This is a genomic window from Pseudomonas sp. URIL14HWK12:I5, from assembly GCF_900176445.1.
Lineage (GTDB): Bacteria > Pseudomonadota > Gammaproteobacteria > Pseudomonadales > Pseudomonadaceae > Aquipseudomonas > Aquipseudomonas monteilii.
Map to the genome: position 1 here is coordinate 290345 of NZ_FWXQ01000001.1, position 24288 is coordinate 314632.

Genomic DNA, 24288 nt, shown 5'->3' on the forward strand with positions numbered 1-24288 from the left:
CGTATCTATCCACCGGTATAGCCCCTTGCGGACAGTGCCGGACCGTCATCCCAACCCAAGGAGTCACCCCATGAGCCAACCTGATTACAAGCGCTTGAACAAAGACGACGCCGTGGTCCTGCTGGTAGACCACCAGACCGGCCTGATCTCGCTGGTGCAGGACTTCTCGCCCAATGAGTTCAAGAACAACGTGCTGGCTCTGGGTGATCTGGCCAAGTTCTTCGGCTTGCCGACCATCCTCACCACCAGCTTCGAACAAGGCCCGAACGGCCCGCTGGTGCCCGAGCTGAAAGCAATGTTCCCGGACGCGCCGTACATTGCCCGCCCCGGCCAGATCAACGCTTGGGACAACGAAGACTTCGTCAAGGCGATCAAGGCCACTGGCCGCAAGCAGCTGATCATCGCCGGCGTGGTGACCGATGTATGCGTGGCGTTCCCGACCCTGTCGGCGCTGGCTGAAGGCTTTGAGGTGTTTGTGGTGACCGATGCTTCGGGCACTTTCAACGAAACCGTGCAGCAAGCGGCGTGGGTACGCATGACCCAGGCAGGCGCGCAGATGATGAACTGGTTCTCGGTGGCGTGTGAGCTGCACCGTGACTGGCGCAACGATATCGAAGGGCTGGGTAACCTGCTGTCGCAGCGTATTCCCAACTACCGCAATTTGATGAACAGCTATGCGGCGTTGACTTCGCGTTAATGTAACCCTGTACCGGCCTCTTCGCGGTTTTACCCGCGAAAGGGCCGGTACAGGCTATTAAGGATTCACCGGCAGAGTGAAGCGAATCCGGCAACCACCCAGCTCGGATGCCAGTGCCTGCAACTGCCCACCATGGGCCTGCACCACCGAACTGCAGATCGCCAGCCCCATCCCCATACCATCGCTCTTGGTGGTGTAGAATGCCCCGAACACCTGCTCCCGCTCCTCGGGCGCAATCCCCGGCCCGTTGTCGTCCACGCAAATCTCCACCGCATCCCCGACGACAGCCGAAGCAATCCGCAGCACCCCGTCACCGCGATACCCCGCCAGCGCCTCCAGCCCGTTGTTGATCAGGTTGTACACCAATTGCTGCAACTGCACCGGGTCGGCCATCACACTCACCCCTGCCTGCAACCGTGTCTGCACGTCCACCGTGCCCTTGGCGGCATCGGCCGAGGTCAGGCGCACGACCTCACGGATCAGCTCATCCAGCTTCACGGCCTTGAGCTGCACCGGCGATTGCTTGGCCAGCGAACGCAGCGCGCGCACGATGTTGGCCGCACGCTCGCTGTCGTTGCGGATGTCTTCCAGGCCGGCAATCGCCTCTTCCAGATCGGGCTTGGCGCGTTTGAGCCAGCGCAGGCTGGCGGCGGCGTTGGAGGCAATCCCCAGTAACGGCTGGCTGATCTCGTGGGCGATCGACGCCGACAGCTCGTTCATCACCTGCAGGTGGGCACTGCGGGCCAACTCCGCACGAGAGCGGCGCAGCTCGGCCTCCATCTGCGCGCGGCTCTGGTTGTCTTCGGCCAGGCGCGTATAGAACTTGGCGGTTTGCAGCGACACCGCCGCCTGCGAGGCGAGGATCTCCAGCATGGCCAGGCGCTGGTTGCCGAACAGGTTGGGCACCAGGCGGTTTTCCAGGTACACCAGGCCGATCAGCACGCCCTGGATCACCAGCGGCAGGCACAGCACCGAGCGGGCATTGCGCGCCTGCAGCTCATGGCGAAAGGCTTCGGGACAGTCGCTTTGGGCATCGTTGAGCACCAGTGGCTTGCGGGTGCGCATGGTGGCGTTGATGACCGACAGTGGTGCCTGGGTCATGAACTTCTGGCAGTTGTCCATGCTCACGTGCAGCCCGGCATCGTCGATGTAGGCGAGGGCAGCCATCTGGAATTCGGCACCGCTGACGATCAGCAGCGCGCCATGGTCGGCACCTGAATGCTGGGTCAGGTGGCCCATCAGGGTTTCGATCAGGCCTTCGAGCAGTACTTCTTCGGACAACGCGCGCGCCGCTTCTATGCCCGCTTCCAGGTCCAGCTTGGCCTGGTGGTCGGTGTGGCAGGCTTCCTGGATCGGCTGGGTGCGCAAGAAGGGGTGCAACGCCTCCAGCTGATGCACCTTGCCGGTCGCCCCCCAGATATGGAAACAGTCGCGGGCAATGCGCAGGTGCAGGTTGGCACCGGAAATCAGGCCGCTGGGGATACACACCTCGGCCAGCTGTTCATGGGCCAGGGCCTGTTCGTGGATGAAGCCGGCAGCGGCGGCAGCGATCTGCGCCTGGTCAAAGCAGCGGATGGCGGTCAGGCCGTCGCCTTCGAGCTTGGCGATCACGCCTTCGATCAGCAACAGCTTGTTGCGGAAGGTGGCCGGGTTGAAACCGGCCCAGCGGCCGAAGCGCTCGCGCAGCGCCTGCAGCTCGCGCAGCTTTTCGGCAACGCTGCCAGCGGCCTCGGGGCTGCCCAGGGCCAGGCCGCGGAACAGGTGAAAGTCGGCCAGGTTGATGTGCGCCGGCACTGCCCAGGTGTTGTCTGCGGCCAGTGCCAGGTTGCCCATCGCCTGTGGGATGTTGCCCAGGTAGAAGTCGCACATGCCGGCGAACAGGTACTGGAAGAACCGCGTCGTGGGCGACTTCGAGGCTGTGGCCGAGGCTGGGCAGGGCGTGCCGCTCAAGCGGGTGACGAACGCTTGCTGGGCTAGCAGGATCAGCTCGACGTCGCGGTAACCGTAGCGACGTACGGTGGCCAGGCCTTGCGCCAATTCCTCGACTACGTCTGGCAGGTAACGGCCCATGAACAGCGAGTCGGAAACCAGGTGGTTGCAGGCGTAGCAGCTCATCGCCAGGTCGCCGCTCAGGCGCCCTGAATCGACCGCATCCAGCGCGGTACGGCGGGCGAACTCCATGGGCGAGGTCCAGGCGCTGACCTGGTCCAGGGCCAGCAGCGCGCTGGTCAGGTCAGCGTCGAAGCCGTGCCGTTCGATCAGCTTGAGTGCGGCCAGGCAGCAGGCGTGGCCATCATGGTAAGCGCCGAAACGCTCGGCAATCATCACCCCGTACCAGGCCATGCCATAGGTGCTGCCCGGGGCAGCACCGTGCAGCAGCGACAGCTCCATGAGCTTGGCCAGGTGCAGGAAGCAGATGTCGTCCTTGACAAAAAACGACGACGACAGGGTGGCCAGCAAGCTGACGGCAACCGTCACCTCTTCAGAATCGGTGCGCTGCAGCGACTCCAGGCAGTGCCGCCCTTTCTGTTCGATCAAGGCCTGCACATGGGCATGACTTGCCTCGACCTGTTGCCAGTCGATGCCCCGTACCGGGCTTATACCCAGCAAGTCCAGGCCGGATATGGCGCTGTCGATGGCCGCCTGATAGTCGCCGCGCAAGGTATGCAGCAGTGCCTGCAGGCGGCACACCCGCGCCTGGTCCAGCGTCGAACGTGCGCGCTGGTGGCATTCGGTGATCCGGGCTTCGGCTGCGATCATTCGCGACAGTTGCATGTCGCACTCCGCCGCCATGCAGGCGATGGCAAAGCCATGTGTGGCGCGGCTTTCCAGCGTGGCGCCGTGCTGCAGAAGCTGCTCGGCGGTGTGCAGGTAGCCTGCGGTCTGCTCGAAGGCGCCACCGTCGCGTGCGCGTGCTGCTGCTTCGCGCAAAAGCTGCAGGAACGCTTCGCAGTCATCCGCTGCAAACCCGCAGGGGCTGGCGCGTTGCAGCTGGTTGGCGAGCTCGAACAGTGCTTCGTGCAGGTGGCTTGGCCAGGCCTGTCGCATGGCCAGGGCAATACGTGCATGCAGTTGGGTACGCGCGCGTATGGGCGTTAGCGCGTACGCGGCTTCCATCACCCGCTCATGGGCAAAGCCCAGGCCGTTCTGGCCCTGTTGCAGGAAACCCGCGCCAATCAAGGCTTTCAACGGTTCGCCAGGGGCCTGGGCAAGGACCTGCTGAAGCAAGCGTTCATCGCAGCGGCTGCCCGCCGCGCTGGCCACCCGTAGCAGGTCGCGCTGGGGCATCGGCAGGCGAGCCAGGCGGTGGATCATCAGGTCGGCGACGTTGTCGGAATAGCGGTGGCGGGCCACGGCCTGCAGGCACCATGACCAGCGCATGGCCTGGGTGTCGAAGGTGAACAGCTGGTCCTCGACCATGGCCCGGAGGATCTGATGGATGAAGAACGGGTTGCCCGCCGTCTTGTCGTGCACCAGCACGGCCACCGGCAATGCCTCCTCGGGGCCGATGTGGTAGCGCTCGCCGATCAGCTCGGACACGGCGCCCACGGCCAGAGGCCGCAGGTTCAGCGTGGTGCTGCGCACCGTTGTGGGTAGGGTAAGGGGGGCACTGCTGGCTGGCGCATCATTGCGCCGGGCGAAGATCAACAGCAGGTTGCCAGGTGCGTGAGTCAGCAGTTGCGTCAACAGTTGCTGGCTGGCTTGGTCGACCCACTGCAGGTCATCGAAGAACAGCACCAGCGGCTGGCCGGGGCGGCTGAACACCTGCAAGAACTCGATGATCGCCCGTAGCTCCTTCTGCAGTGCCAGGCGCGTGGGCTTGGCCGGCAACTCGGGCAAGGGGCCAAGGATCAGTTGCAGGTCTGGTGCCAGCTTGCCGAGCAGCCGGCCATGGCCTTTGATGCGGCGCAGGATCTCGCGGCGCAGGCTGTCGAGGGCCTGGCTGTTCTTGGCCAGCAACTGGGTGGTCAGCGCACCGAGAATGTCGATCCAGGGTGCGTAGGGGACGGTTTGGGCAACGCCGTTGCACTTGCCGATGGCCCAGTAACCTTGGGCGTTGGCTTTGAGTGCTGCCTCGACCAGGGTCGACTTGCCCATGCCGGTAGCGCCGTTGATGAACAGGGCTTGCGGCTTGCTGTCGCGGCGCGGGGCCTTGAGCAGCAGGGCGATGGCCTTCTGTTCGGCGCAGCGGCCATACAGGCGTTCGCGGCCAGGCGTGACGGGGTCGGCGCAGCCTGGCTCGAAGTCCTGAATGGTCTTGCTGGCGACCCATTGCCGCTGGCAGTGGGCCAGGTCTACCGCCAGGGCGCGAGCACTCTGATAGCGGGCGTCGGGCTCCTTGGCCAGCGCCTTGGCCAGCACCCGGCTGAGCGGCTGTGGCACGTTGCTGTCCACTTCGCAGGCCGCCCTTGGCTGCACGCCGGCATGCAGCTGGCGCCAGTGCTGAGTGTCGCGCCCCGCCAGCGGCAGTTCACCCAGCAGCAACTGGTACAGGATCGCACCCAGGGCATAGATGTCACTGCGCTGGTCGCTGCTGCTACCGTGCGGGCAAACCTGTTCCGGTGCCAGGTACGCCCAGTTGCCGAGCGGAGCGCCGTGTTCGCCAATCAGTTGCGCGAGGTCGGCGCGAAAACAACCTAGCCGCACCCGCTGGTTGGCGTACAGGCACACGTACTCGGGCTGTAGCGCGCCATGCAGCACATTGCGTGCGTGAGCCTGTGCCAAGGCATTGGCCGCATTTACCGCGATGTCGAGAAATGGCGTCAGGGCTGCAGGGCCTTCGGCGATCAGGTCGGCGATTGAGTGGCCAGCCGGGTACACCAGCAGCGGGCCTTCGGCCGAACGCACGAACGCAGACGGGATCACCGCCCACTGCGGGTCCAGTTGCAGGCGGTAGTCTCTTTCCAGGCGCTGACAGGCGGCGGGGGCCTCGAGCGGGGCGCGAACGGCGATCCAGGCCTGATGGGTGGTCGGGTCGCGCAGGCGAAAGTAGCTGAGCTCGCCTTCCTGGCCCAGCGCGCTGATGTCGCACCGGTTCAGCCAGCCCTCGTCGACCGACTGGTCGTATTCGATGGGCCTGTGGGCAAGGCGTTCATCGAGCATAAAACACCCCCTGCTAGCGACATCCTGAGGCGCGAGTATACGCAGCGGGCCCAGTAAGGATGCGGCTTGTAGCCTGCCTGGCAGGAACGGGCACGCTGTTGTCCGTTATCGCACCCTGCGGGCAGACGGGCTTTTGTATAGTCCCGAGGGCAACCTATCCCTCGGGATAATTGTGTGAACGCGTACGCTGGCCTAGCCTGCCCGGGGCTGCGTAAACGCCCGTGCCCGCGTGAGGAAGCCATGATCCGAATAGGCAATGCCCAAGTGTCGCTGGAGCGGCGAGAAGTGTTTCTAGACGGCAAGCCGATCCTGTTGGGTGGCCGCGCATTCGAGGTGTTGGCCACGTTGATCAAGGCCAAGGGCCGGGTGGTCGGCAAGGACGAACTGCTCAGCCAGGTGTGGGCCGGCACGGTGGTCGAGGACAACAACCTGCAGGTGCAGGTGTCTTTGCTGCGCAAGGCCTTTGGCGACCGTGGGCTGATTCAGACCGTACCCCGCCGGGGCTACCGCCTGGCTGCCGAGATAAGCCTTGATGTGCCTTGCCTGGCGCCGGGCCACCCGACGCTGGGTGCCGGTGCTGACATGTTTGAACCCTTGAAAGACAGTGCGAACGTACCGGTGCTGGTGGTGGACGATGACCCCTCGGTGCGTACGGCGCTGGGCCGCCTGCTGCGCTCGCAGGATATCCCGCATCAGTTGTTCGCCAGTGCCGAGGCGTTGTTCGAAGCCCACTTGGAAACCCCCTGCGCCTGCCTGCTGCTCGACATGCACCTGCCCGAAACCACTGGCCTTGAGGTGCAGCACGCCCTCCGCCAGCTGGGGCTGCCTTGGCCGATCGTGTTCATGACCGGTTTCGGCACCATCCCGATGACGGTGCAGGCCATGCGTGCGGGGGCAGTGGAGTTCCTGACCAAGCCATTTGATGAAGACCAGTTGCTGACGCTGCTGCAGGCCGTGCGTACCCGGGCTGTGGTCGATGGGCGCAAATGGCACCATGCGCGGCAGGTCGAGGCAAAGTACCAACGCCTGACCCAGCGTGAGCGCCAGGTGTTCTCGCTGGTGGTCGATGGCCTGTCGCACAAGCAGATCGCCAGGCAGATCGGCACCAGCGAAGTGACGACCAAGGTGCACAAGAAAAACATCATGAACAAGATGCAGTCCCGCTCGCTGGTGGAACTGGTGGCCATGCACAACGTCATCGAGGCGCGGGTAGAGGGCCTGGCCAGCGCATGAGCAGATGGGTGTGCATCGTCGACGACGATGCTTCGGTGCGCAAAAGCCTGGCCAACCTGCTGCGTTCGGCCGGGTTCGAGACGTTGTCGTTCGCTGCGGGGGATGTATTCCTGGGGTCGGAGCTGGCGCGGCAGGCGGGCTGTGTGCTGCTCGACCTGAAAATGCCTGGGATGAGCGGGTTGGCGGTGCAGCGTGAGCTGGCCTGGCAGCAGTGGCGGTTGCCGGTGATCTGCATGTCGGCACACTGGGATGATGACGCGGTGCATGCGGCGATGAGCCTTGGGGCATTGGCCTGCCTGGGCAAGCCTTTTTCTGAAGAGGTGCTGCTAAGAGTGGTTGAAGAGGCATTGGCGGGCGGGCAGTGATGTGCTGCCTTTGCCGGCCCTTTCGCGGGCTCGCCCGCGAAGAGGCCAGTAGCCTTAACATCCATCTCAGCACACTTGCGCAATCAATCACCGGGGATTCGGGCAATGCTCCCGTGGTAATCGTTTAGCGAGCCCCTTGCCATGCCCCGCCTGAAAACCTTCCTCGACCCCCAATCCCCAAGCTTGAGCGCCACCGGCCTGCTCTTCATGCGGGTAATGGCCGCCTTGCTATTACTGTTTATCCATGGGCTCCCCAAGCTGCTGGACTGGAGCGGTGAATTGCAGCGCATAGAAGACCCATTCGGGTTGGGCGCACCGCTGACCTTGGGGCTGGCGGTTTTTGCCGAGGTGGTTTGCCCACTGTTGCTGCTTTTGGGTGTTGCCGCGCGCCTGGCTTGCCTGCCGGTGCTGGCAGTGTTGCTGGTGGCGCTGGTGGTGGTGCACCCGGACTGGACGCTAGAGCAGGGGCAGTTTGCCTGGTTGCTGGTGGCACTTTACGGCGGGTTGGCGTTGACTGGGCCTGGGGCGTATTCGGTTTCCGGGTATTTCTGGCGGGGCAAAGCAGCCCCGGCAATCTAACTGCTCCCCGGCCGGTACTGCAGGGCCTCGGCTAGATGAGCCCGGCCAATCGCCTCGCAACCCTCCAGGTCTGCCAACGTTCGTGCCACCTTCAACAAGCGGTGTGCCGCCCGCAACGATAAGGTCAATCGCTCACAGGCACCCTCCAGCCAGGCCTGGTCTGCTGGAGTCAACTCACAGTGGCGGCGCAACCCCTCGAGGTTGAGAAACGCATTTGCGCACCCTTGTCTCCGGTGCTGCAGTTCTCGTGCTTCAGCCACCCTGACGGCCACATCGGCACTGGCCTCGCCGCAGGGCTGGTTGTTCAGCGTGGTGCTTTCGCGGGCCACGGTCAGGTGCAGGTCGATACGGTCCAGCAGCGGCCCGGACAGCTTGTTGCGGTACCGTGCGATCTGCTCGGTGCTGCACCGGCAGCGGCCCGTGGGGTCGCCCAGGTAGCCGCAAGGGCAGGGGTTCATGGCGGCCACCAGCTGAAAGCGTGCCGGGAAGCGCACCTTGTCGCGGGCCCGGGCAATCACGATTTCGCCCGACTCCAGTGGCTCGCGCAGCACTTCCAGCACGCGCCGTTCGAACTCTGGCAGCTCATCCAGAAACAGCACACCATGGTGGGCCAGGGTGATTTCGCCCGGTTGCGGCCGGCTGCTGCCTCCGACCAGTGCCGGGCCGGAGGCGGAGTGATGAGGGTGGCGGAACGGTCGTTGTGGCCAGCTGTTCAGCGGTGCATGCCCGCTGACCGACTGGATGGCCGCCACCTCCAGTGCCTCGTGCTCGTCCAGCGGTGGCAGCAGCCCGGGCAGGCGGCTGGCGAGCAAGGTCTTGCCGGTGCCTGGGGGGCCTGTGAACAACAGGTTATGTGCCCCGGCCGCTGCCAGTAGCAAAGCCCGTTTGGCTGCCAGTTGGCCCTGCACTTCGCTCAGGTCCGGGTAGGGGCGTTGATGCAGGATCAGGCCATTGGCAGCGTACGGTGGCAGTGGCACCTGGCCATTCAGGTGGGCGACCAGCTCCAGCAGGTGCCCCACTGCATACACCACCAATCCACCCGCCAGGCTGGCTTCCTCGGCATTTTCCCGTGGTACCACCAGCGCCCGGCCTGCCTCTCGCGCTGCCAGTGCAGCGGGTAGCACGCCCTGCACCGGGCGCAGTTTGCCCGACAGCGCCAGTTCGCCCAGGCATTCGACCTCGGCGAGGGTGGCAACCGGCACCTGGCCGTCGGCAGCCAGGATGCCCAAGGCAATGGCCAGGTCGTAACGCCCGCCATCCTTGGGCAGGTCGGCAGGGGCGAGGTTCTGGGTAATGCGCCGCTGCGGGTAGTTCAGCCCGGAGTTGACGATGGCGCTGCGCACCCGGTCCTTGCTTTCCTTGACGGTGGTTTCCGGCAAGCCGACCAGGGTGAGATGGGGCAAGCCATTGGCCAGGTGGGTTTCGACGCTGACTGCCGGTGCCTGCACACCCACCTGGGCGCGGCTATGGACGAGGGCTAGGGACATGGACGCTCCGTTGTCGCTGGAAAGGGCCGCTTCCTGCGGCTGGGGCAAGGATAGCCAGCGCCGTGCCTGGGTGGCGCAAGAAGTGTGCGTCATGGTTTTTCAGGGGAGGGACTTTCCCTGTATTTTCAGGCAGATTGGCAAGAATGGATCCAATTGCCTTTGCGCAGGCGCCTGCTATGACTTAGTGTTGTTGGGCAACTGCCGTTGCCATGGGATGGTACTGCGGCTTCTTTCAAATGGACTTGAGGTATTGCGCCGTGCAAACGCTCGCCCGCACGCGCCAGGTTATCCGCAAACTGGTGCAGGCCAATTCATTCATAGAACTCACCCGCTTTTTCGACAGCCTAGAGGCGCAATGGCACCAAGCCCCGCCCGGCGAGTTTCCCGCCTACATGGCGGCCCTCGAGGGGCACATGCTGGTCGACCAGGGTAGCCAAGGCGACAGGGCGCTGAGCCAGGTGCTCAAAGCCTGGATCGATGCCTGCCCCAAGGCCTACCACCCGCAGGTGGTAATGGGCCTGCATTGCTTCCACCGCGCCTGTCAGGTGCAGGGCGGCGGCCAAAGCAACGCGGCGCGCGTGCTGGCCGTGGAGCAGATTTGTGAACGCGCGACGGCGCACTTGCTACGTGCCATGGACCGTTCTGCCCAGCCTGTGGCAGCGGCCATTGGTATGCTGCGCATCAGTGCGCAATTGCGCGAGCCCGGCTGGTTGGTCGAGCTGTTCCAGGGGCAGCCCGCCCGCTACAGGCCCAGTGCCCATACCGATGTGGAAGTGCAGGAGGCTGCGGCCCCATTGCTGGTGAAGCATGGGCTGCTGCCCCTGGCCGAATTGCCACGGGCATTGCCGGCATGCCTGAGCAGGCGGGTCGATCACGAGAACGACGCCCCCCGCTATTACTGGCTGCGCCATGCGCTGGTCGCCCGCCCGGGTTGCTTCGAAGCGATCCAGGCCCTCGCCGAATACTTGCTGCCCCGTTGGGGCGCCAGCTTCGATGCGCTGGAGCTATTGGCCAATGGACCGTTATGCGAGGCGTGGGACGAAGCGTTGCGTAATGCGTTGCGCTGGATGGCCGTCGAAGACCGGCTGAAACTGCCCCAAGGCGACCAGGTGCAGGCCGTCGCGGATTGGCAGCAGCTGTTCGACGCCTGGTTGCAACGCCTGCTAAGGCCCAGGGAGCGCGCTGTCGTGCTGGCTTGGCGAGCCGCGCTGCGCAGCAGTGCCTTGCAGGACCCTGTCGGTGGTATGCGCGACTTTACCGCGAGCTTTGCGTGCAACGCCGATCACGGCGCAATCCGCGCCATGGGCGTTCCGTTTCGCTGTCTGGTCGAGCTGATACTGCGCGATGGCGTGGCAGATGAACAACAGCTGTTGCGCACCGCCATCGAGCGCCTGTGTGAAGGTCGCTCGCATGCTGGCGCCTGTGCACTGCGTGCTGTCGGGCATCGTTTCGGCCTCTGGGGGATGCTGCGCTCGGCCGAGCAGGCAAGGGTATGGTCGCAGGTGGCAGTGAAACTCCAGCGCGCGGGCCAGGTATCGGGCCTCGAGGTGCTTGGGGCGGCGCGGCTGCTGTGGGCTGCCAACCGGCATGAGCTGGCCTGTTACCTGTATGAGCGCTGTGCCGAGCTGAACCTGCCGGGGGCTGCCCTGGGACTGTACGAGCTGCACAGCGGCGGCCTTGGCAACACCCCGTCGCACTATCTGGATGACGAGGCGGCAGAGCACTGGCTGCTGCGTGCGGTGGAAACAGGCAGCCGGCAAGCCAAGTACAACCTGGCCTGCTTGCGCATGGAGGGTGATGAGGACCTCAACGAGCGCAGTGCCATGCTGGCCGTCAGGCGCCTGCTGGTCGACGCGCTGGGCAATGCACAAACCAATGCACGCGCGCGCTTGCACCTGGGGATTCTGTTGCGCCAGTTTGGCGAAACGCAGGAACGGGCCGAAGCGGTCGCCTACCTGTCGAGCCTGGTCGAGCACCCGGACCCGTGGATTGCCGGGCGCGCCAGCGCCGAACTGGGGTTGGCCTGGATGCAAGGGCGCGGCACCCGCAAGCAGAGCCGTTTTGCCGCCATCGAATGGGCCAACCGTGCGGCCGCTTTGCAGCCAGGGGACTCGGCCATCGAGGATATCCAGGCCGAGATACTCAATTCACACAACCGGGTGAAAACCCTGTTCACGCAGTGCGGTGCGGCCCTGTTTCGCGGCACCCTGCATGCCAGTGAGCTGCCGCCGAAACAAGCGCCGTCTCGGCTACCTCGACTACGGGCCTCGGCCTGATTCAGGCGCGCACATAAACCCAGGCCGTCAGGCCCGAGGCAAGGGTGACGGCGACACGCTTGTAGTCGGCGACTTCATAGCGGTCTGCCGCCGCCAGCTCTTCTTCGCTGATCTGGAAGACCATGCCGGCCACGCTGTCGTCGGCCTGGTTGCTGGGGGAAACGATGGGGTGACGGGATTTGCCGCTGGCCGCCAGTACGGCCGGGTCGGTGATCTCGACCCAGTCCTGGCGGTAGCCCGGCATGCGGTCGGCCTGGCCGTTCAGCTCACGGCCGAAGTTGGCCAGTTGCACGGCCTTGTCCTGCAAGGTGCCGTAGGAAAACAGCAATACCGGGTAGGCGCTGGAGGGCTGCATTCACTCATCCTGTGGGGTCGGGTTCAGCCGTGCTTCCAGCTCGGCTACTTGTTTTTCCAGGGCCTCCAGGCGTGCGCGGGTGCGCGCCAGCACGACCATCTGGCTGTCGAATTCATCGCGGCTGACCAGGTCCAGCTTGCTGAAGGCACCTTGCATCAGCACCTTGAACTGGCTTTCCAGCTCTGCGCGGGGCTGGGCGGTATCGCCGCTGAACAGGCGCGAGGCCTGGTCGCTCAGGGCATCGAGAAGGGCTTTTGGCGCGAGCATGGGGCTGTCCACTGAAACTGAGAATGGCCGGCAGTGTAGCACGGGCCATTACGCGGCTTGGGCCACACGCCTGCACGTTTTTCGCGCAACGCGCCCTGCCGGTGCGCACCGAAATTGTGCATGTTTTCCATGCTGGCGACTGGCCAATCCCGACTGATTTGCATAACCCACTGTTTTCCGGTGCTTTGCCGGAACTGGCAAGGTTTCTGCAAAGACCTGTACGAGCCATGCACTGATGCAGTTCCTTGTGACCAGGCAGTGCGCACGCGGAGCCGGATGCCGACGACGCGTTACAAAGCCAACCGCTGCGCTTAGACTTGAGACGGGTTTGTTTTCCTGGGGCAAGTCCACCAAATCGGGAGAGAGTTTCATGAAGCTAGTCACAGCCATCATCAAGCCGTTCAAGCTGGACGACGTGCGCGAGTCGCTGTCGGAAATCGGCGTGCAGGGCATCACCGTCACCGAAGTCAAAGGTTTCGGTCGCCAGAAGGGCCACACCGAGCTGTATCGCGGTGCTGAATATGTGGTCGATTTCCTGCCCAAGGTGAAGATCGATGTCGCCATCGATGACAAGGACCTTGATCGGGTAATCGAAGCCATCACCAAGGCAGCCAACACCGGCAAGATTGGTGACGGCAAGATTTTCGTGGTGAATCTGGAGCAGGCGATCCGTATCCGTACCGGCGAAACCGATACCGACGCGATCTAAGCAGCAACAAAGCCTCACCAAACCCAAAGCCCCAGGAGAAAACAACATGACTCTGCGTAAGATCGCAGGGCTAGGAGCCCTATTGTCCCTCGTAATGCCCGGGCTTGCCCTGGCAGAGGAAGCTGCCCCAGCGCTGAACTCCGGCGACACCGCCTGGATGCTGACCGCAACGGCGCTGGTGCTGTTCATGACCATTCCGGGCCTGGCCCTGTTCTATGGCGGTATGGTGCGTTCCAAGAACGTGCTGTCGGTGATGATGCAGTGCTTCGCAATCACCGGCCTGATGAGCATTCTCTGGGTCGTCTACGGCTACAGCATGGCCTTCGATACCACCGGTATGGAAAAGGGCGTGCTCAACTTCAACTCCTTCGTCGGCGGCTTCTCCAAGGCCTTCCTCAGTGGCGTCACGCCCGAGAACCTGACGTCGGCCACCGCGCTGTTCCCTGAGGCGGTGTTCATCACCTTCCAGATGACCTTCGCCATCATCACCCCGGCGCTGATCGTGGGTGCCTTCGCCGAGCGCATGAAGTTTTCCGCGATGCTGGTGTTCATGGGCATCTGGTTCACCTTGGTGTACGCGCCGATCGCGCACATGGTGTGGAGCGGTGACGGTGCACTGATGTGGGACTGGGGCGTACTGGACTTCGCGGGCGGCACCGTGGTGCACATCAACGCCGGTATCGCAGGCCTGGTCTGCTGCCTGGTGCTGGGCAAGCGCAAGGGCTACCCGACCACCCCGATGGCCCCGCACAACCTGGGTTACACCCTGATGGGCGCGGCCATGCTGTGGATCGGCTGGTTCGGCTTCAACGCAGGCTCCGCCGCTGCTGCCAACGGCACCGCCGGCATGGCCATGCTGGTCACCCAGATCGCCACTGCCGCTGCGGCACTGGGCTGGATGTTCGCCGAGTGGATCGGCCACGGTAAGCCAAGTGCCCTGGGCATTGCCTCGGGTGTGGTTGCCGGCCTGGTCGCCATCACCCCGGCTGCAGGCACCGTGGGCCCGATGGGCGCCTTGGTGATTGGCCTGGCTTCGGGTGTGATCTGCTACTTCTGCGCGACTACCCTCAAGCGCAAGCTGGGTTATGACGACTCGCTGGACGCCTTCGGCGTGCACGGTATCGGCGGCATCATCGGTGCCATTCTCACCGGCGTGTTCGCAGCCCCGGCGCTGGGCGGCTTCGGCGCCGTCACCGACATCGGCATGCAGGTCTGGATCCAGGCCAAGGGCGTGATCTTCACCGTGGTCTACACCGCCATCGTCACCTACGTGATCCTCAAGGTGCTGGATGTGGTGATGGGCCTGCGGGTCAACGAAGAAGAAGAGTCGGTCGGCCTCGACCTGGCTCAACACAACGAGCGCGGCTACAACCTGTAACTGCGACGCGGTAAAAACTTGCCCGGCTTGCCGGGCATTTTTTTGCCAGATTTTTAGCATTTCCCGCATGGCAAACGGTTTATCCATCACGTTCGCGACGTAGGTAGAAAACTTACAAGTCGTAGGGCATTTATGGTGCTTTGCTTTTTCCACGGGCGCGCTAGAATGCGCGCCGAAGGGTGTTTTACGAGTAGTCCACACACTTCTCCAGCCTTTGCTAGGCTTGCCAATAGCGTGTGGCCAGCAGGGGCTTATGGATTTTGTCAGGTCCTGCCAGGAGCAGGGCCTGCTGGGTGCCGCCTCCCATCAGGAGCGCCGACCCAAGGGCAGTGGCCTAACCCACGGCCAGTTGAATTTTCACTGGTGGCTGCCGGTCTACGGCTGCACTGGTCTATAACTAACCTGCTTTTCGCAAGTCATGAGGTAGAACATGAGCGACGACGATCTGGAAAACGACGACCTCGAAGTAGGCGACGAAGACGAGGGTGATGAAGGCCTCGAAGTGGCAGCTGACGACGGCGCCGAAGACGCTGGCGATGACGACAGCAGCCCGGCACCCACTGCCAAGGGCAAATCCAAGGCGGCGGTCTCGGTAGACGAGATGCCGAGCATGGAAGCCAAGCAGAAAGAGCGTGATGCATTGGCCAAGGCGATGGAAGAATTCCTTTCTCGCGGTGGCAAGGTGCAGGAAGTCGAGGCCAACGTGGTCGCCGACCCGCCCAAGAAGCCGGACAACAAGTACGGCAGCCGCCCTATTTGAGTGGCTGATCGCAAAAAAGCCCGCCGTCGCTGCGGGCTTTTTTGTGTCTGCAAGATTCGGGTTGCCTGTACTGGCCCTATCGCCGGCAAGCCAGCTCCCACAAGATTACCGTAGGCCTAAGCCTTGCGATGTCCCTGTGGGAGCGGGCATGCCCGCGAATGGGCCGCGTAGCGGCCCCTGTCAGCGCCAGCGCGAAAGGACGTCGGGCAACTGCGACAGCCGCTGTATCTCGGCATCCGGCGCCTGTTCGCCCGCCCAGGGCTTACCCTGCGGGTTGAACCACACCGCCCGCAACCCGGCGCGTTGGGCGCCGGCAATGTCATCGCCAGGGTGGTCGCCAATATGCACTGCCGTTCTGGCGTCCGCTTCACCACGGCGCAGGGCTTCCAGGAACGGCGCCGGGTCTGGCTTGCCGATGCCAAGGTCCTCGGCGCACAGGGCAAAGCGGAAGTAGTCCGCCAGCCCCAGCCGGCTTACGTCGGCGTTGCCGTTGGTAACCACACCCAGGGTGTACTGATGGCGCAGCATCTCCAGCACCGGCTGCACCTCGGGGAAGATCTCTACCTGGTGGCGGGCATGCAGGAACACTTCAAAACCTTCATTGGCCAGCTCCTGCGCGTGTTTTTCGCTATAGCCGACTTCTTCCAGGGCATGGAACAGCACCCGTCGGCGCAGGGCGCTGATGCGGTGCTTGAGGCCGGGCTCGGCCTGCACCAGGCGCTCGCGGATGGCAAACAGGTGCTCTACCGGCACACCACCCAGGATCGGGGCGTTGGCTTCCAGCCAGTCGCGCAGCACGACTTCTGCACTGGCGATGACCGGCGCGGTGTCCCACAGGGTGTCGTCAAGGTCGAAGGTGATCAGCTTGATGCTCATGAGTCTGTGCCTTTGCTGCGTTTGGCCCGAGGGTGGGCGCTGTCGTACACCGCGGCCAAGTGCTGGAAGTCCAGGTGGGTGTAGATCTGGGTGGTGCTGATGTCGGCATGGCCGAGCAGCTCTTGCACCGCGCGCAGGTCCTGAGACGACTCCAGTATATGGCTGGCGAAGGAATGGCGAAGCATGTGAGGGTGCAGGTGCTGGCCCAGCTCGCGTTCGCCGGCTGCCTTCACCCTTCGCCGAACGTCCCGGGGGCTGATGCGGTTGCCCTGGCGGGTGATGAACACCGCGCGATCGCGCGGGTTACCGATGCCGCGCAGGCGATACCAGGCCTGCAACGCCTCACGGGCCTTGCGGCCCACCGGCAGCACGCGTGCCTTGCCGCCTTTGCCCAGCACCTGTACCAGGCCGGCGGCCAGGTCGAGGTGATCGAGGTCGAGGTTGGTCAGCTCGGACAGGCGCAGGCCCGACGAGTAGAGCAGTTCCAGGATGGCGTGGTCACGGCGGGCGAAGAAGTCGTCGTCGACGCCGCCATCGAGCAGCTGCTGGGCACGGTCGGTGTCCAGCACCTTGGGCAGCCGTCGCTCACCTTTGGGCGCGCTCAGGCCGGAAGCCGGATCGTGCTGGCACAGGCCTTCGCGGATGAGGTAGCGGTAAAGGCCGCGTACTGCCGAAAGTAGCCGTGCCAGGCTGCGCGAAGACTGGCCGTGGTGGTGCAGGCGGGCGATCAGCTGGCGCAACGGCTGGATTTGCAGCGTTTGCCACTCGGTAATGCCGTGCTCCTCGCAGTAGGCCATGACCTTGTTCAGGTCGCGACGGTACCCCAGCAGGGTGTGCTCCGACACCTGGCGCTCGTTGCGCAGGTGTGCGCAATAAGCCTCCAGTTGGCGCTTCATCAGCGTACCGGGCGCAGGGTTTGGGTTACCCGTGGCACAACGCGGCCCAGCACCTCGGCAATGTAGCCGAGGAACAGGGTGCCGACGCTGCTTTTGTAGTGTTGCGGGTCGCGGCTGCCGATTGCCAGCACCCCATGCAGCCCTTGGTACTCAAGGGTGGCCACGGCGCTGGAGCCCACTTCCCGGCGCTGTTCCTCACCGAACAGGAAGGCCAGCTCGTGCTCGCGCAGGTTGCCACTGACCGTCTTGCCACCACCCAGCAGGGCACCGATGGCTTGTTGCGCCTCGGTGTTGCTGACCCAGCGCCCGACCGGCGCGACGTTGTCGCCGAACAGGATCAGGCTGACGAAGGGCACCTGGAACTCCTGGCGCAGGCTGTCCTCGACGGCCATCACCACTTCTTCCAGGCTGCCAGCATCGAGCAGGTCCAGGATCAGCCGGCGGGTCTTGTCGAACAGCCGGTCGTTGTCGCGGGCCACGTCCATCAGTTGTGACAGGCGATGGCGCATCTCGATGTTGCGGTCACGCAGCAGCTTCAGCTGGCGCTCCACCAGCGAAACGCTGTCGCCACGCTGGTGCGGGATGCGCTGCTCGATCAGCAGCTCGTCATGTTCGGCGAAGAAGGTGGGGTGGGCGCGCAGGTAGGCGACCACCGCCTCGGCATCGAGCTCGACGGACTGCGTGGGTACAACCTTGGGCTGATCGGTCATGGCGTTTACTCGCTTAGAGACGAACCTGTCCTTCGTAGACGCGTACGGCCGGGCCGGTCATCAGCACGGGCTTGCCGGGGCCGGCCCATTCGATGTGCAGGCGGCCGCCGGGCAGGTCGAGGGACACCGGGGAGTCCATCCAGCCTTGACTGATCGCCGCCACGGCTGCGGCGCAGGCGCCGGTGCCGCAGGCCTGGGTTTCGCCCGCGCCGCGCTCCCACACGCGCAGGTTGGCGCGGTGGCGGTCGATGACCTGGATGAAGCCGGCATTCACCCGCTGCGGGAAGCGTGGGTGGTTTTCGATCTTCGGGCCCAGCTCATGCACGGGGGCAGTATGCACGTCGTCGACTCGCAGCACCGCATGCGGGTTACCCATGGACACGGCAGCAATCGAATGCAGCTGGCCGTCGACTTCCAGTGGGTAGTTCAGCGCCTGCTCGTCAGCGATGAAGGGGATTTCGGCAGGGATGAAGCGCGGTGGGCCCATGTCGACACTCACCTGGCCGTCGTTCTGCACGTCCAGCACGATGATGCCGCTCTTGGTTTCCACCCGAATGCGCTTTTTCGCGGTCAGGCGCTTGTCCAGCACGAAGCGGGCGAAGCAACGGGCACCATTGCCGCACTGCTCGACCTCGGAGCCGTCGGCGTTGAAGATGCGGTAGCGGAAGTCCACTTCCGGGTTGTTCGGCGCCTCGACAATCAGCAACTGATCGAAGCCGATGCCGGTGTGGCGATCACCCCATTGCTTGGCGTGCTTGGGCTGGATGTGCGCGTGCTGGCTGACCAGGTCGAGGACCATGAAGTCGTTGCCCAGCCCATGCATCTTGGTAAAACGCAGCAGCATGGGCTTACTCCGGCAGCAGGCTTTCGCCAGCGTACAGTTCGGCGATGGTCTCGCGGCGGCGTACTTCGAACGCCTGGTCGCCGTCGACCAGGATTTCAGCGCAACGGCCACGGGTGTTGTAGTTGGAGCTCATGACAAAACCATAGGCGCCCGCGGACTGTACGGCCAGCAGGTCACCTTCGGCCAGGTTCAGTACTCGGTCCTTGCCCAGGAAGTCACCGGTCTCGCAGATCGGGCCGACCAAGTCGTAGGCACGGCCTTCACCGGCGCGTGGCTTGACCGCGCTGACACCCATCCAGGCCTGGTAAAGGGCCGGCCGGATCAGGTCGTTCATGGCCGCATCGATGATGGCGAAATCTTTGTGCTCGGTGTGCTTGAGGTATTCCACTCGGGTCAGCAGCACGCCAGCGTTGGCCACGATGTAGCGGCCCGGCTCGAACACCAGGGCCAGGTCGCGCGTGCCTACGCGTTCGCGGATGGCCTTGATGTAGTCGGCCACCAGCGGCGGTTGTTCATCGCGGTAGCGCACGCCCACACCGCCGCCCAGGTCCAGGTGGCGCAGGTGGATGCCGCATTCGGCCAGGCGGTCGACCAGCACCAGCAGGCGGTCGAGGGCGTCGAGGAACGGCTCCACGGTGGTCAGCTGCGAGCCGATGTGGCAGTCGACACCGACCACTTCCAGGTTCGGCAACTGCGCGGCGCGCACGTAGATGGCCTCGGCGTCGGCAATGGCGATGCCGAACTTGTTCTCTTTAAGGCCGGTGGAAATGTACGGGTGGGTGCCGGCGTCGACGTCCGGGTTGACCCGCAGCGACACCGGGGCCACCTTGCCCATCTGGGCGGCCACCACTTGAAGGCGCTCAAGCTCGTCGGTGGATTCGACGTTGAAGCAGTGCACGCCCACTTCCAGGGCGCGGCGCATGTCTTCGCGGGTTTTGCCAACGCCGGAGAACACCACGCGGTCAGCGCGCCCGCCAGCGGCCAGCACGCGCTCCAGCTCACCGCCCGAGACGATGTCGAAGCCTGCGCCCAGGCGCGCCAGTACGTTCAGCACGCCCAGGTTGGAGTTGGCCTTGACCGCGAAACACACCAGGTGCTCGGCGCCTTGCAGGGCGTCGGTGTAGCTGCGGTACTGGGCCTCGATGTGGGCGCGCGAGTACACGTAGGTCGGGGTGCCGAACTGTTCGGCGATGGCCGACAGGGCCACGCCCTCCGCGAACAGCTCACCGTCGCGGTAGTTGAAAGCGTTCATCTGGTTTCCTTACTGCGCAGGCGACTGCTCGGGCTCGGACTGCAGCCCGGGCTGCTGTTCTTGTACCGGGGCCGGCTTGGCTTTTGGCTGGTGCTGATGTGCTTTGTGCGCTTTGCCGTTATCGCCGTCTTCAGGCAGATACAGCGGGCCCTTCTGGCCGCAGGCAGAAACGAGGCAGGCAACAGCGACCAGCGCCGCGAAGGAGGAAATCAGGCGCTTCATGGGTGAAATCCTTAGAAAAATGCAGTATTGCGCCCGAGTATACCGAGCGACCGGCGGCTTGCCTATGCAAGGGCCGGTCCGCCGGGCGGGCTATTCTTGGCGCCTTCAATGGCTAAACTTTGCATTCGGCGCCAAGCGCCCGTATCTTGGCCGGCTTGCCTGTAACGCAGCCAATTTCGAGGTTCCTGCAATGAGTTTGAGTGAAGCGCGTTTCCATGATCTGGTCGACGCGACCCAACAGGCCCTGGAAGACCTGTTCGACGAGAGCGGCCTGGACCTGGACATGGAGAACTCCGCCGGTGTCCTCACCGTCAAGTTCGAAGGCGGCGCCCAGCTGATCTTCAGCCGCCAGGAGCCACTGCGTCAGCTGTGGCTGGCCGACCGTTCCGGTGGTTTCCACTTCGACTACGACGAAGAGAGCAAGAAGTGGGTATGCGAGAAGAGCGAAGAGCTGTTGGGCGAAATGCTCGAGCGCATTGTCTGGGAGCGGGCCGGCGAGAAGCTGGACTTCGACGAGATCTGACATGAGCAGTGCCCAGGCCCGGCCGCCCAAGCCGCTCTATAGCAACATCAGCCCGGCGGTGCCATCGCCGTGCATCAGCGTATGCCGGCTGGATGAACAGCGGGTGTGCACCGGTTGCCACCGGCATGTCGAGCACATCCGCGAGTGGCGCTCGGCCGATGATGAACGGCGCCGGCAGATCTGCCGCGAAGCCCAGGTCTTGCGCGAGCAGGCTAAGGCACACTGAACGCAGGGGCTTGAGTATTTACCCGGCTGTGGTAGTGTCGGGTTCTGCGTCGGTGACGCCAAAGCCTTCTCAAACCCCGCCCTTGGGCGGGGTTTTGCTTTATCTGCACATTGAAAACTGCCTGTTCAAAGGAGTCTGACTGGATCATGAGCACCAAACCTTCCCTCATCCTCACCCGATTGGACGTACAGCGTCTGGAGCGTCTGATCGACAGCCTCGACGAGAGTACGCCGGGTGTGCTCGCCCTGCAGGACGAGCTGGACCGCGCCGAGCAGGTGGTCGGTCACGAGGAAGTGCCGGCAGGCGTGGTGACCATGAATTCCCGCGTGCACTGCCGTGAGGAAGCCAGTGGCAAGGACTACCACCTGACCCTGGTGTACCCGAAGGATGCAGGGCCGGAAGGCAAGGTTTCGATCCTGGCGCCGATCGGTTGCGCGCTGCTGGGGCTGTCGGTGGGCGAGCAGATCGACTGGCCGGCACCGGGCGGCAAAACCCTCAAGCTGAAGCTGCTGGAAGTGGAATACCAGCCGGAAGCGGCGGGCGATTTCGACCTGTAAGGGTCAAGGGGCCGCAAAGCGGCCCCGGCATTTCAGGCGCCTTCCGCCAAAACCTGCTCCAAACCCTCATTCAACGCCTGCTCCAGCACCCGCTTGTAGCTCAGGTACACCTGCGTCGCCCCCAGCCGGTCATCCAGCAGCTCGGACAAATCCAGGTCGGTGATGTAGCACCGGTACCGCCCCGCGCCACGCCGCTGGCCGATGATCTGCCGGGCCACCACCGCATACAGCTGGTCACCATGCTCCAGCTCGGAAAACTCTTGCTGGTCGCAGTACAGCGTCACATGGGCCGTACCCGCCACGCCGTCCTGGATGATGGCCTGCACCTCGTAGTACGGCTGAGCGCTACCCTCGACCGGGGCCGGGCATGGCTCGATGCTGCGCGCCTTGCCAGGGCCGGCAGGCAGCAGTTGTGCGTAGTGGATGTCCAGCGAGGCCGCGCGCTGGGTGTCCAGCGGCAAGCGGGCATCGCGGCGCATCACCACAGAACGCAGGAAGCGCTGCAGCGGCAGCAGCAGGTGCGCTTCGTCGTGCAAGGGCAGGCGTTGCTGCCAGAGGGCATTGTATTCATCCAGCACATACAGGTCGGCAAAGCCATCTTGCAGGCGGTAGAACACCTGGATGCACGCCGGCCGGCCTTGCTCCAGCACCAGGCGCAGATCATGGTCCAGCAGGGCGTTGGCATCCAGGTACAGCGGGCTGTAGGCACTGCGCTCCTCGCCCAGGTGGCCGAGCAGCGCATCGTGCTCGCCCAGGGTGGTCAGGCTGACCTGTCCGGGTAATAGCTCCAGTACATGGGTGTGCCGGGCTACCTGGAGCAGATAGCGGTGGTTCAGGCCTTGGTCCAGCAATAGCTGCACGGTATCGAATATTTCCTCCACGCGCTGGCTGATGGCCTGGGCGCGGCTCTGGCAGAAGCAACGCACCCGCACCCGTGGCCGGTGGCCGCGCAGCACCGGGCTGTTGAGGAAGTCGCGCAGGCAGCGTACCAGCGCGTGTTCGCCTTCGTAGCGCTGCACCAGCACTTCGTTCCAGCTGTTCAGGGTGACCTGGTCCAGGGTCAGAACCAGGTTCTCGCGTACGCCGGCATAGCTCAAGGCGTCGGTACGCTCGGTGGTCATCAGGATGTTCAGGTCGCGGTGGTGGCGCAGCGGGTCGACGGCGACGTTGACCAGCAATAGCACCTCGTCGGCAACACTGGGTTGCAGCAGGCGCACTTCGCCGACGATCGGCAAGGGCAGAGGGATACTCTGCTGCAGGCAGCCCACCAGGTTGAACAGCTCGTACTCGGTGAGGTCGCTGACGCCCGGGTGCAGCGCCAGGCGCGTGCTGCTGTCGATCACGCCGTTGCGGTGTGCCCAGGCCAGCAGTTCAAGCAGCTCGCGGCAGCGTTTGATCGGGTTGAAGTGTTCAACGTCATGGGTATTCAGGTTGCCGGTGTACAGCTCCCAGTGGTAGCTGCCGGGCTCCCTGCGGTTGGGTGCCTGGACCAGGGTCAGGGTGCCTTCGGCAAGGTCCGGGGCGATGCCGGGGTTGATCACTTCGACCTTGCCCGCACGGCGCTCGAAGGCCGCATACAAACGCCGGCCCAGCACATTGAGGTCGCGCTGGTCGGCGCGGCTGCTTGCGTTCTGGGTGCGCGCAAACTCGCTGAGGAAGCGATAGCTATGGTTCAGCTCGGCCACCAGTGCGCGGCGTTCGGCGGCGACCTGCTGCACTTTCCATTGGCTGCGGCTGTCCAGCAGGGCCAACTGACGTTCGTCCCAGCCCCACTCGTCGGCCAGGCGCTGCAACAAGCGGCGCTGCCAGCCCTGATTGCGGCTCTGGTCACTGAGTTTCTTGTTCACCTTCAGGTACAGGCTGCGCCGTACCAGTTCCAGGCGCGCAGGCTCGCCACGTTGCAGCAGGTAGCGCTCGATACGGCGGTAGACCATCACATACGGGTCCAGCTCGTCGAGGTCGAGCTGGTTGGCGAATACGGCTTGTTTGTAGTCCAGGCTCAGGCAGCGCACAGCGGGGTGTTCGCTGGCGTAGGTTTCGGTCAGCAGCAGCTTGAGCAGCGACTTGTAGGGTGAATCGATACCCTTGAACAACTGCCACAGGCCGGCGCCGACGAACTCGCCTGGCGGTATGTGTGCCAGGTTGCCGAGGTCGAGGGCGTCCTGGCTGCGGATGAAACGCTTGGTCAGAAGGGTCTGGGTGTAGGCGTGGTAGTTGTGTTCCTGGTAGACGGGTACCAGCCACCACAGCGGTGTGCGCCCGGCCAGCCAGAGGGTGGTGCGGTAGAACTCGTCCAGCAGCAGGTAGTGCTGGGTGGTGCCGCAGTCGTCGGAGCCTAGCTGGCCCTCGCGCTGGCCCCGGGCAAAGCCTTGCGTGTCGATCAGGAAGAAGTGCGCCTCGGCGCCCAGGCTTGCGGCCCAGTCCTCCAGCAATTGGCATTTGCGGCGCAACTCTTCCAGCAACGGCTCGGGTAAACCGGGCGCGTGGCACACCCACAGGTCCATGTCGCTTTGCTCGGCCTGGGCCAGCGAGCCCAGGCTGCCCATCAGGAACAGGCCGTGGATCGGGCGTGGCGGGTTGCCATGGCGGGCCTTGTAGGTGAACGAGCGGGCCAGGCGCTGGGCCTCGACCACCAGGTCGGCGCCTGGCTCGTAGCCCGATATGCCAGCTGGAGTGCTGCCCGAGACGTAACCCGGCAACAGCGGGTGGTTCACATGGAACAGCAGGGGCAGCAGCGTCAGTACCTGTTGCTGGCGCGTCGACAGGCCTTCCATGGCCCGCTGCAGCCGCCCTTGGTTCAGCCGCAGGAAGCGCGCACGCAACGTCGCCAGGACCTTGCGGTCGATGCCTTCGTCCAGGTCTGGGCGGATTTCGTGAGGGTGGTTCATTGCGCACTCGGGCAGGCCAGTGGAGCTGTGGCGAGTTTAGCCTGAGTGGCGGGGTCGGATAAGCGGCAATTGAAATACTGGCGCC

At 64.2% G+C, this 24288-nt stretch carries 22 protein-coding genes; 11 read left to right on the forward strand and 11 right to left on the reverse strand.

Going from position 1 to position 24288, the window contains the following annotated elements; translation table 11 throughout:
* Nucleotides 1-70: 70 nt before the first annotated feature.
* Entirely contained in the window at nucleotides 71-697 is a 627-nt protein-coding gene (gene ycaC, locus B9A31_RS01400) for an isochorismate family cysteine hydrolase YcaC (RefSeq protein WP_016712658.1), read from the forward strand.
* Between the two features lie 57 nt (nucleotides 698-754).
* Here the strand turns inward: ycaC and B9A31_RS01405 are convergent, their stop codons facing one another.
* A complete protein-coding gene (locus tag B9A31_RS01405; RefSeq protein ID WP_084296608.1) occupies nucleotides 755-5800 on the reverse strand; it encodes an ATP-binding sensor histidine kinase in 5046 nt (1681 codons plus the stop codon).
* A 240-nt stretch (nucleotides 5801-6040) separates the two neighbouring features.
* Here B9A31_RS01405 and B9A31_RS01410 point away from each other — a divergent pair, with 240 nt between their 5' ends.
* The 3 genes from B9A31_RS01410 to B9A31_RS01420 all read left to right on the forward strand — a co-directional run bounded on the left by B9A31_RS01410 (nucleotide 6041) and on the right by B9A31_RS01420 (nucleotide 7977).
* Nucleotides 6041-7033: a response regulator gene (locus tag B9A31_RS01410; protein ID WP_019096453.1), complete on the forward strand. Its 993-nt coding sequence runs from the start codon at nucleotides 6041-6043 to the stop codon at nucleotides 7031-7033.
* Nucleotides 7030-7398 (forward strand): response regulator transcription factor, encoded by a 369-nt coding sequence (locus B9A31_RS01415; protein ID WP_174244657.1) that lies wholly within the window; start codon nucleotides 7030-7032, stop codon nucleotides 7396-7398. Before B9A31_RS01410 ends, B9A31_RS01415 begins: the two co-directional genes overlap by 4 nt.
* Before the next feature lie 141 nt (nucleotides 7399-7539).
* Entirely contained in the window at nucleotides 7540-7977 is a 438-nt protein-coding gene (locus tag B9A31_RS01420; protein ID WP_016712654.1) for a DoxX family protein, read from the forward strand.
* Here the strand turns inward: B9A31_RS01420 and B9A31_RS01425 are convergent.
* The gene (locus tag B9A31_RS01425; RefSeq protein ID WP_019096452.1) at nucleotides 7974-9464 is read right to left on the reverse strand and encodes a YifB family Mg chelatase-like AAA ATPase; all 1491 of its coding nucleotides are present in this window, start codon (nucleotides 9462-9464) and stop codon (nucleotides 7974-7976) included. The two genes, B9A31_RS01420 and B9A31_RS01425, sit on opposite strands and share 4 nt — an antisense overlap.
* A 257-nt stretch (nucleotides 9465-9721) precedes the next feature.
* Here B9A31_RS01425 and B9A31_RS01430 point away from each other — a divergent pair, with 257 nt between their 5' ends.
* A complete protein-coding gene (locus tag B9A31_RS01430; RefSeq protein WP_019096451.1) occupies nucleotides 9722-11740 on the forward strand; it encodes a DUF4034 domain-containing protein in 2019 nt (672 codons plus the stop codon).
* Nucleotide 11741: 1 nt separating this feature from the next.
* On the opposite strand, the gene B9A31_RS01435 is transcribed toward B9A31_RS01430, so the two are convergent.
* Together B9A31_RS01435 and B9A31_RS01440 are read right to left on the reverse strand one after the other, a co-directional pair.
* On the reverse strand, nucleotides 11742-12095 hold the full coding sequence (locus tag B9A31_RS01435; RefSeq protein WP_019096450.1) for a gamma-glutamylcyclotransferase family protein: 354 nt from the start codon (nucleotides 12093-12095) through the stop codon (nucleotides 11742-11744).
* Nucleotides 12096-12362, reverse strand: coding sequence for an accessory factor UbiK family protein (locus B9A31_RS01440; protein ID WP_026020301.1), 267 nt, complete (start codon nucleotides 12360-12362; stop codon nucleotides 12096-12098).
* Nucleotides 12363-12732: 370 nt separating this feature from the next.
* Here B9A31_RS01440 and glnK point away from each other — a divergent pair, with 370 nt between their 5' ends.
* From glnK to sutA, 3 genes are all read left to right on the forward strand, one after another.
* Entirely contained in the window at nucleotides 12733-13071 is a 339-nt protein-coding gene (gene glnK, locus B9A31_RS01445; protein WP_002555808.1) for a P-II family nitrogen regulator, read from the forward strand.
* A 46-nt stretch (nucleotides 13072-13117) separates the two neighbouring features.
* Nucleotides 13118-14449, forward strand: coding sequence for an ammonium transporter (locus B9A31_RS01450; protein WP_019096449.1), 1332 nt, complete (start codon nucleotides 13118-13120; stop codon nucleotides 14447-14449).
* Nucleotides 14450-14879: 430 nt separating this feature from the next.
* Nucleotides 14880-15209, forward strand: coding sequence for a transcriptional regulator SutA (gene sutA / locus B9A31_RS01455; RefSeq protein WP_016712639.1), 330 nt, complete (start codon nucleotides 14880-14882; stop codon nucleotides 15207-15209).
* A gap of 180 nt (nucleotides 15210-15389) precedes the next feature.
* Here the strand turns inward: sutA and B9A31_RS01460 are convergent, their stop codons facing one another.
* From B9A31_RS01460 to B9A31_RS01485, 6 genes are read right to left on the reverse strand one after another with little or no spacing between them, the layout of a single operon-like run.
* Nucleotides 15390-16085 (reverse strand): HAD family hydrolase, encoded by a 696-nt coding sequence (locus B9A31_RS01460; protein ID WP_025752109.1) that lies wholly within the window; start codon nucleotides 16083-16085, stop codon nucleotides 15390-15392.
* The gene (gene xerC / locus B9A31_RS01465; RefSeq protein WP_019096447.1) at nucleotides 16082-16981 is read right to left on the reverse strand and encodes a tyrosine recombinase XerC; all 900 of its coding nucleotides are present in this window, start codon (nucleotides 16979-16981) and stop codon (nucleotides 16082-16084) included. The genes B9A31_RS01460 and xerC overlap by 4 nt, the downstream gene beginning before the upstream one ends.
* Nucleotides 16981-17691: a DUF484 family protein gene (locus tag B9A31_RS01470; protein ID WP_016712636.1), complete on the reverse strand. Its 711-nt coding sequence runs from the start codon at nucleotides 17689-17691 to the stop codon at nucleotides 16981-16983. Before B9A31_RS01470 ends, xerC begins: the two co-directional genes overlap by 1 nt.
* A gap of 13 nt (nucleotides 17692-17704) precedes the next feature.
* A complete protein-coding gene (gene dapF, locus B9A31_RS01475) occupies nucleotides 17705-18535 on the reverse strand; it encodes a diaminopimelate epimerase (RefSeq protein ID WP_025752112.1) in 831 nt (276 codons plus the stop codon).
* A 4-nt stretch (nucleotides 18536-18539) separates the two neighbouring features.
* Entirely contained in the window at nucleotides 18540-19787 is a 1248-nt protein-coding gene (gene lysA / locus B9A31_RS01480; RefSeq protein ID WP_019096500.1) for a diaminopimelate decarboxylase, read from the reverse strand.
* 9 nt (nucleotides 19788-19796) lie between these two features.
* A complete protein-coding gene (locus B9A31_RS01485; protein WP_084296609.1) occupies nucleotides 19797-20009 on the reverse strand; it encodes an LPS translocon maturation chaperone LptM in 213 nt (70 codons plus the stop codon).
* Nucleotides 20010-20199: 190 nt separating this feature from the next.
* On the opposite strand from B9A31_RS01485, the gene cyaY reads away from it, so the two are divergent.
* From cyaY to rnk, 3 genes are all read left to right on the forward strand, one after another.
* The gene (gene cyaY, locus B9A31_RS01490; protein ID WP_016712632.1) at nucleotides 20200-20532 is read left to right on the forward strand and encodes an iron donor protein CyaY; all 333 of its coding nucleotides are present in this window, start codon (nucleotides 20200-20202) and stop codon (nucleotides 20530-20532) included.
* 1 nt (nucleotide 20533) lies between these two features.
* Nucleotides 20534-20758 carry a DUF1289 domain-containing protein gene (locus B9A31_RS01495; RefSeq protein WP_019096501.1) on the forward strand — a complete coding sequence of 75 codons (225 nt, stop codon included), beginning with the start codon at nucleotides 20534-20536 and terminating at the stop codon, nucleotides 20756-20758.
* A gap of 146 nt (nucleotides 20759-20904) precedes the next feature.
* A complete protein-coding gene (gene rnk, locus B9A31_RS01500; protein WP_016712630.1) occupies nucleotides 20905-21315 on the forward strand; it encodes a nucleoside diphosphate kinase regulator in 411 nt (136 codons plus the stop codon).
* 32 nt (nucleotides 21316-21347) lie between these two features.
* Here the strand turns inward: rnk and B9A31_RS01505 are convergent, their stop codons facing one another.
* On the reverse strand, nucleotides 21348-24203 hold the full coding sequence (locus B9A31_RS01505) for a class I adenylate cyclase (RefSeq protein ID WP_027614817.1): 2856 nt from the start codon (nucleotides 24201-24203) through the stop codon (nucleotides 21348-21350).
* Nucleotides 24204-24288 lie beyond the last annotated feature (85 nt).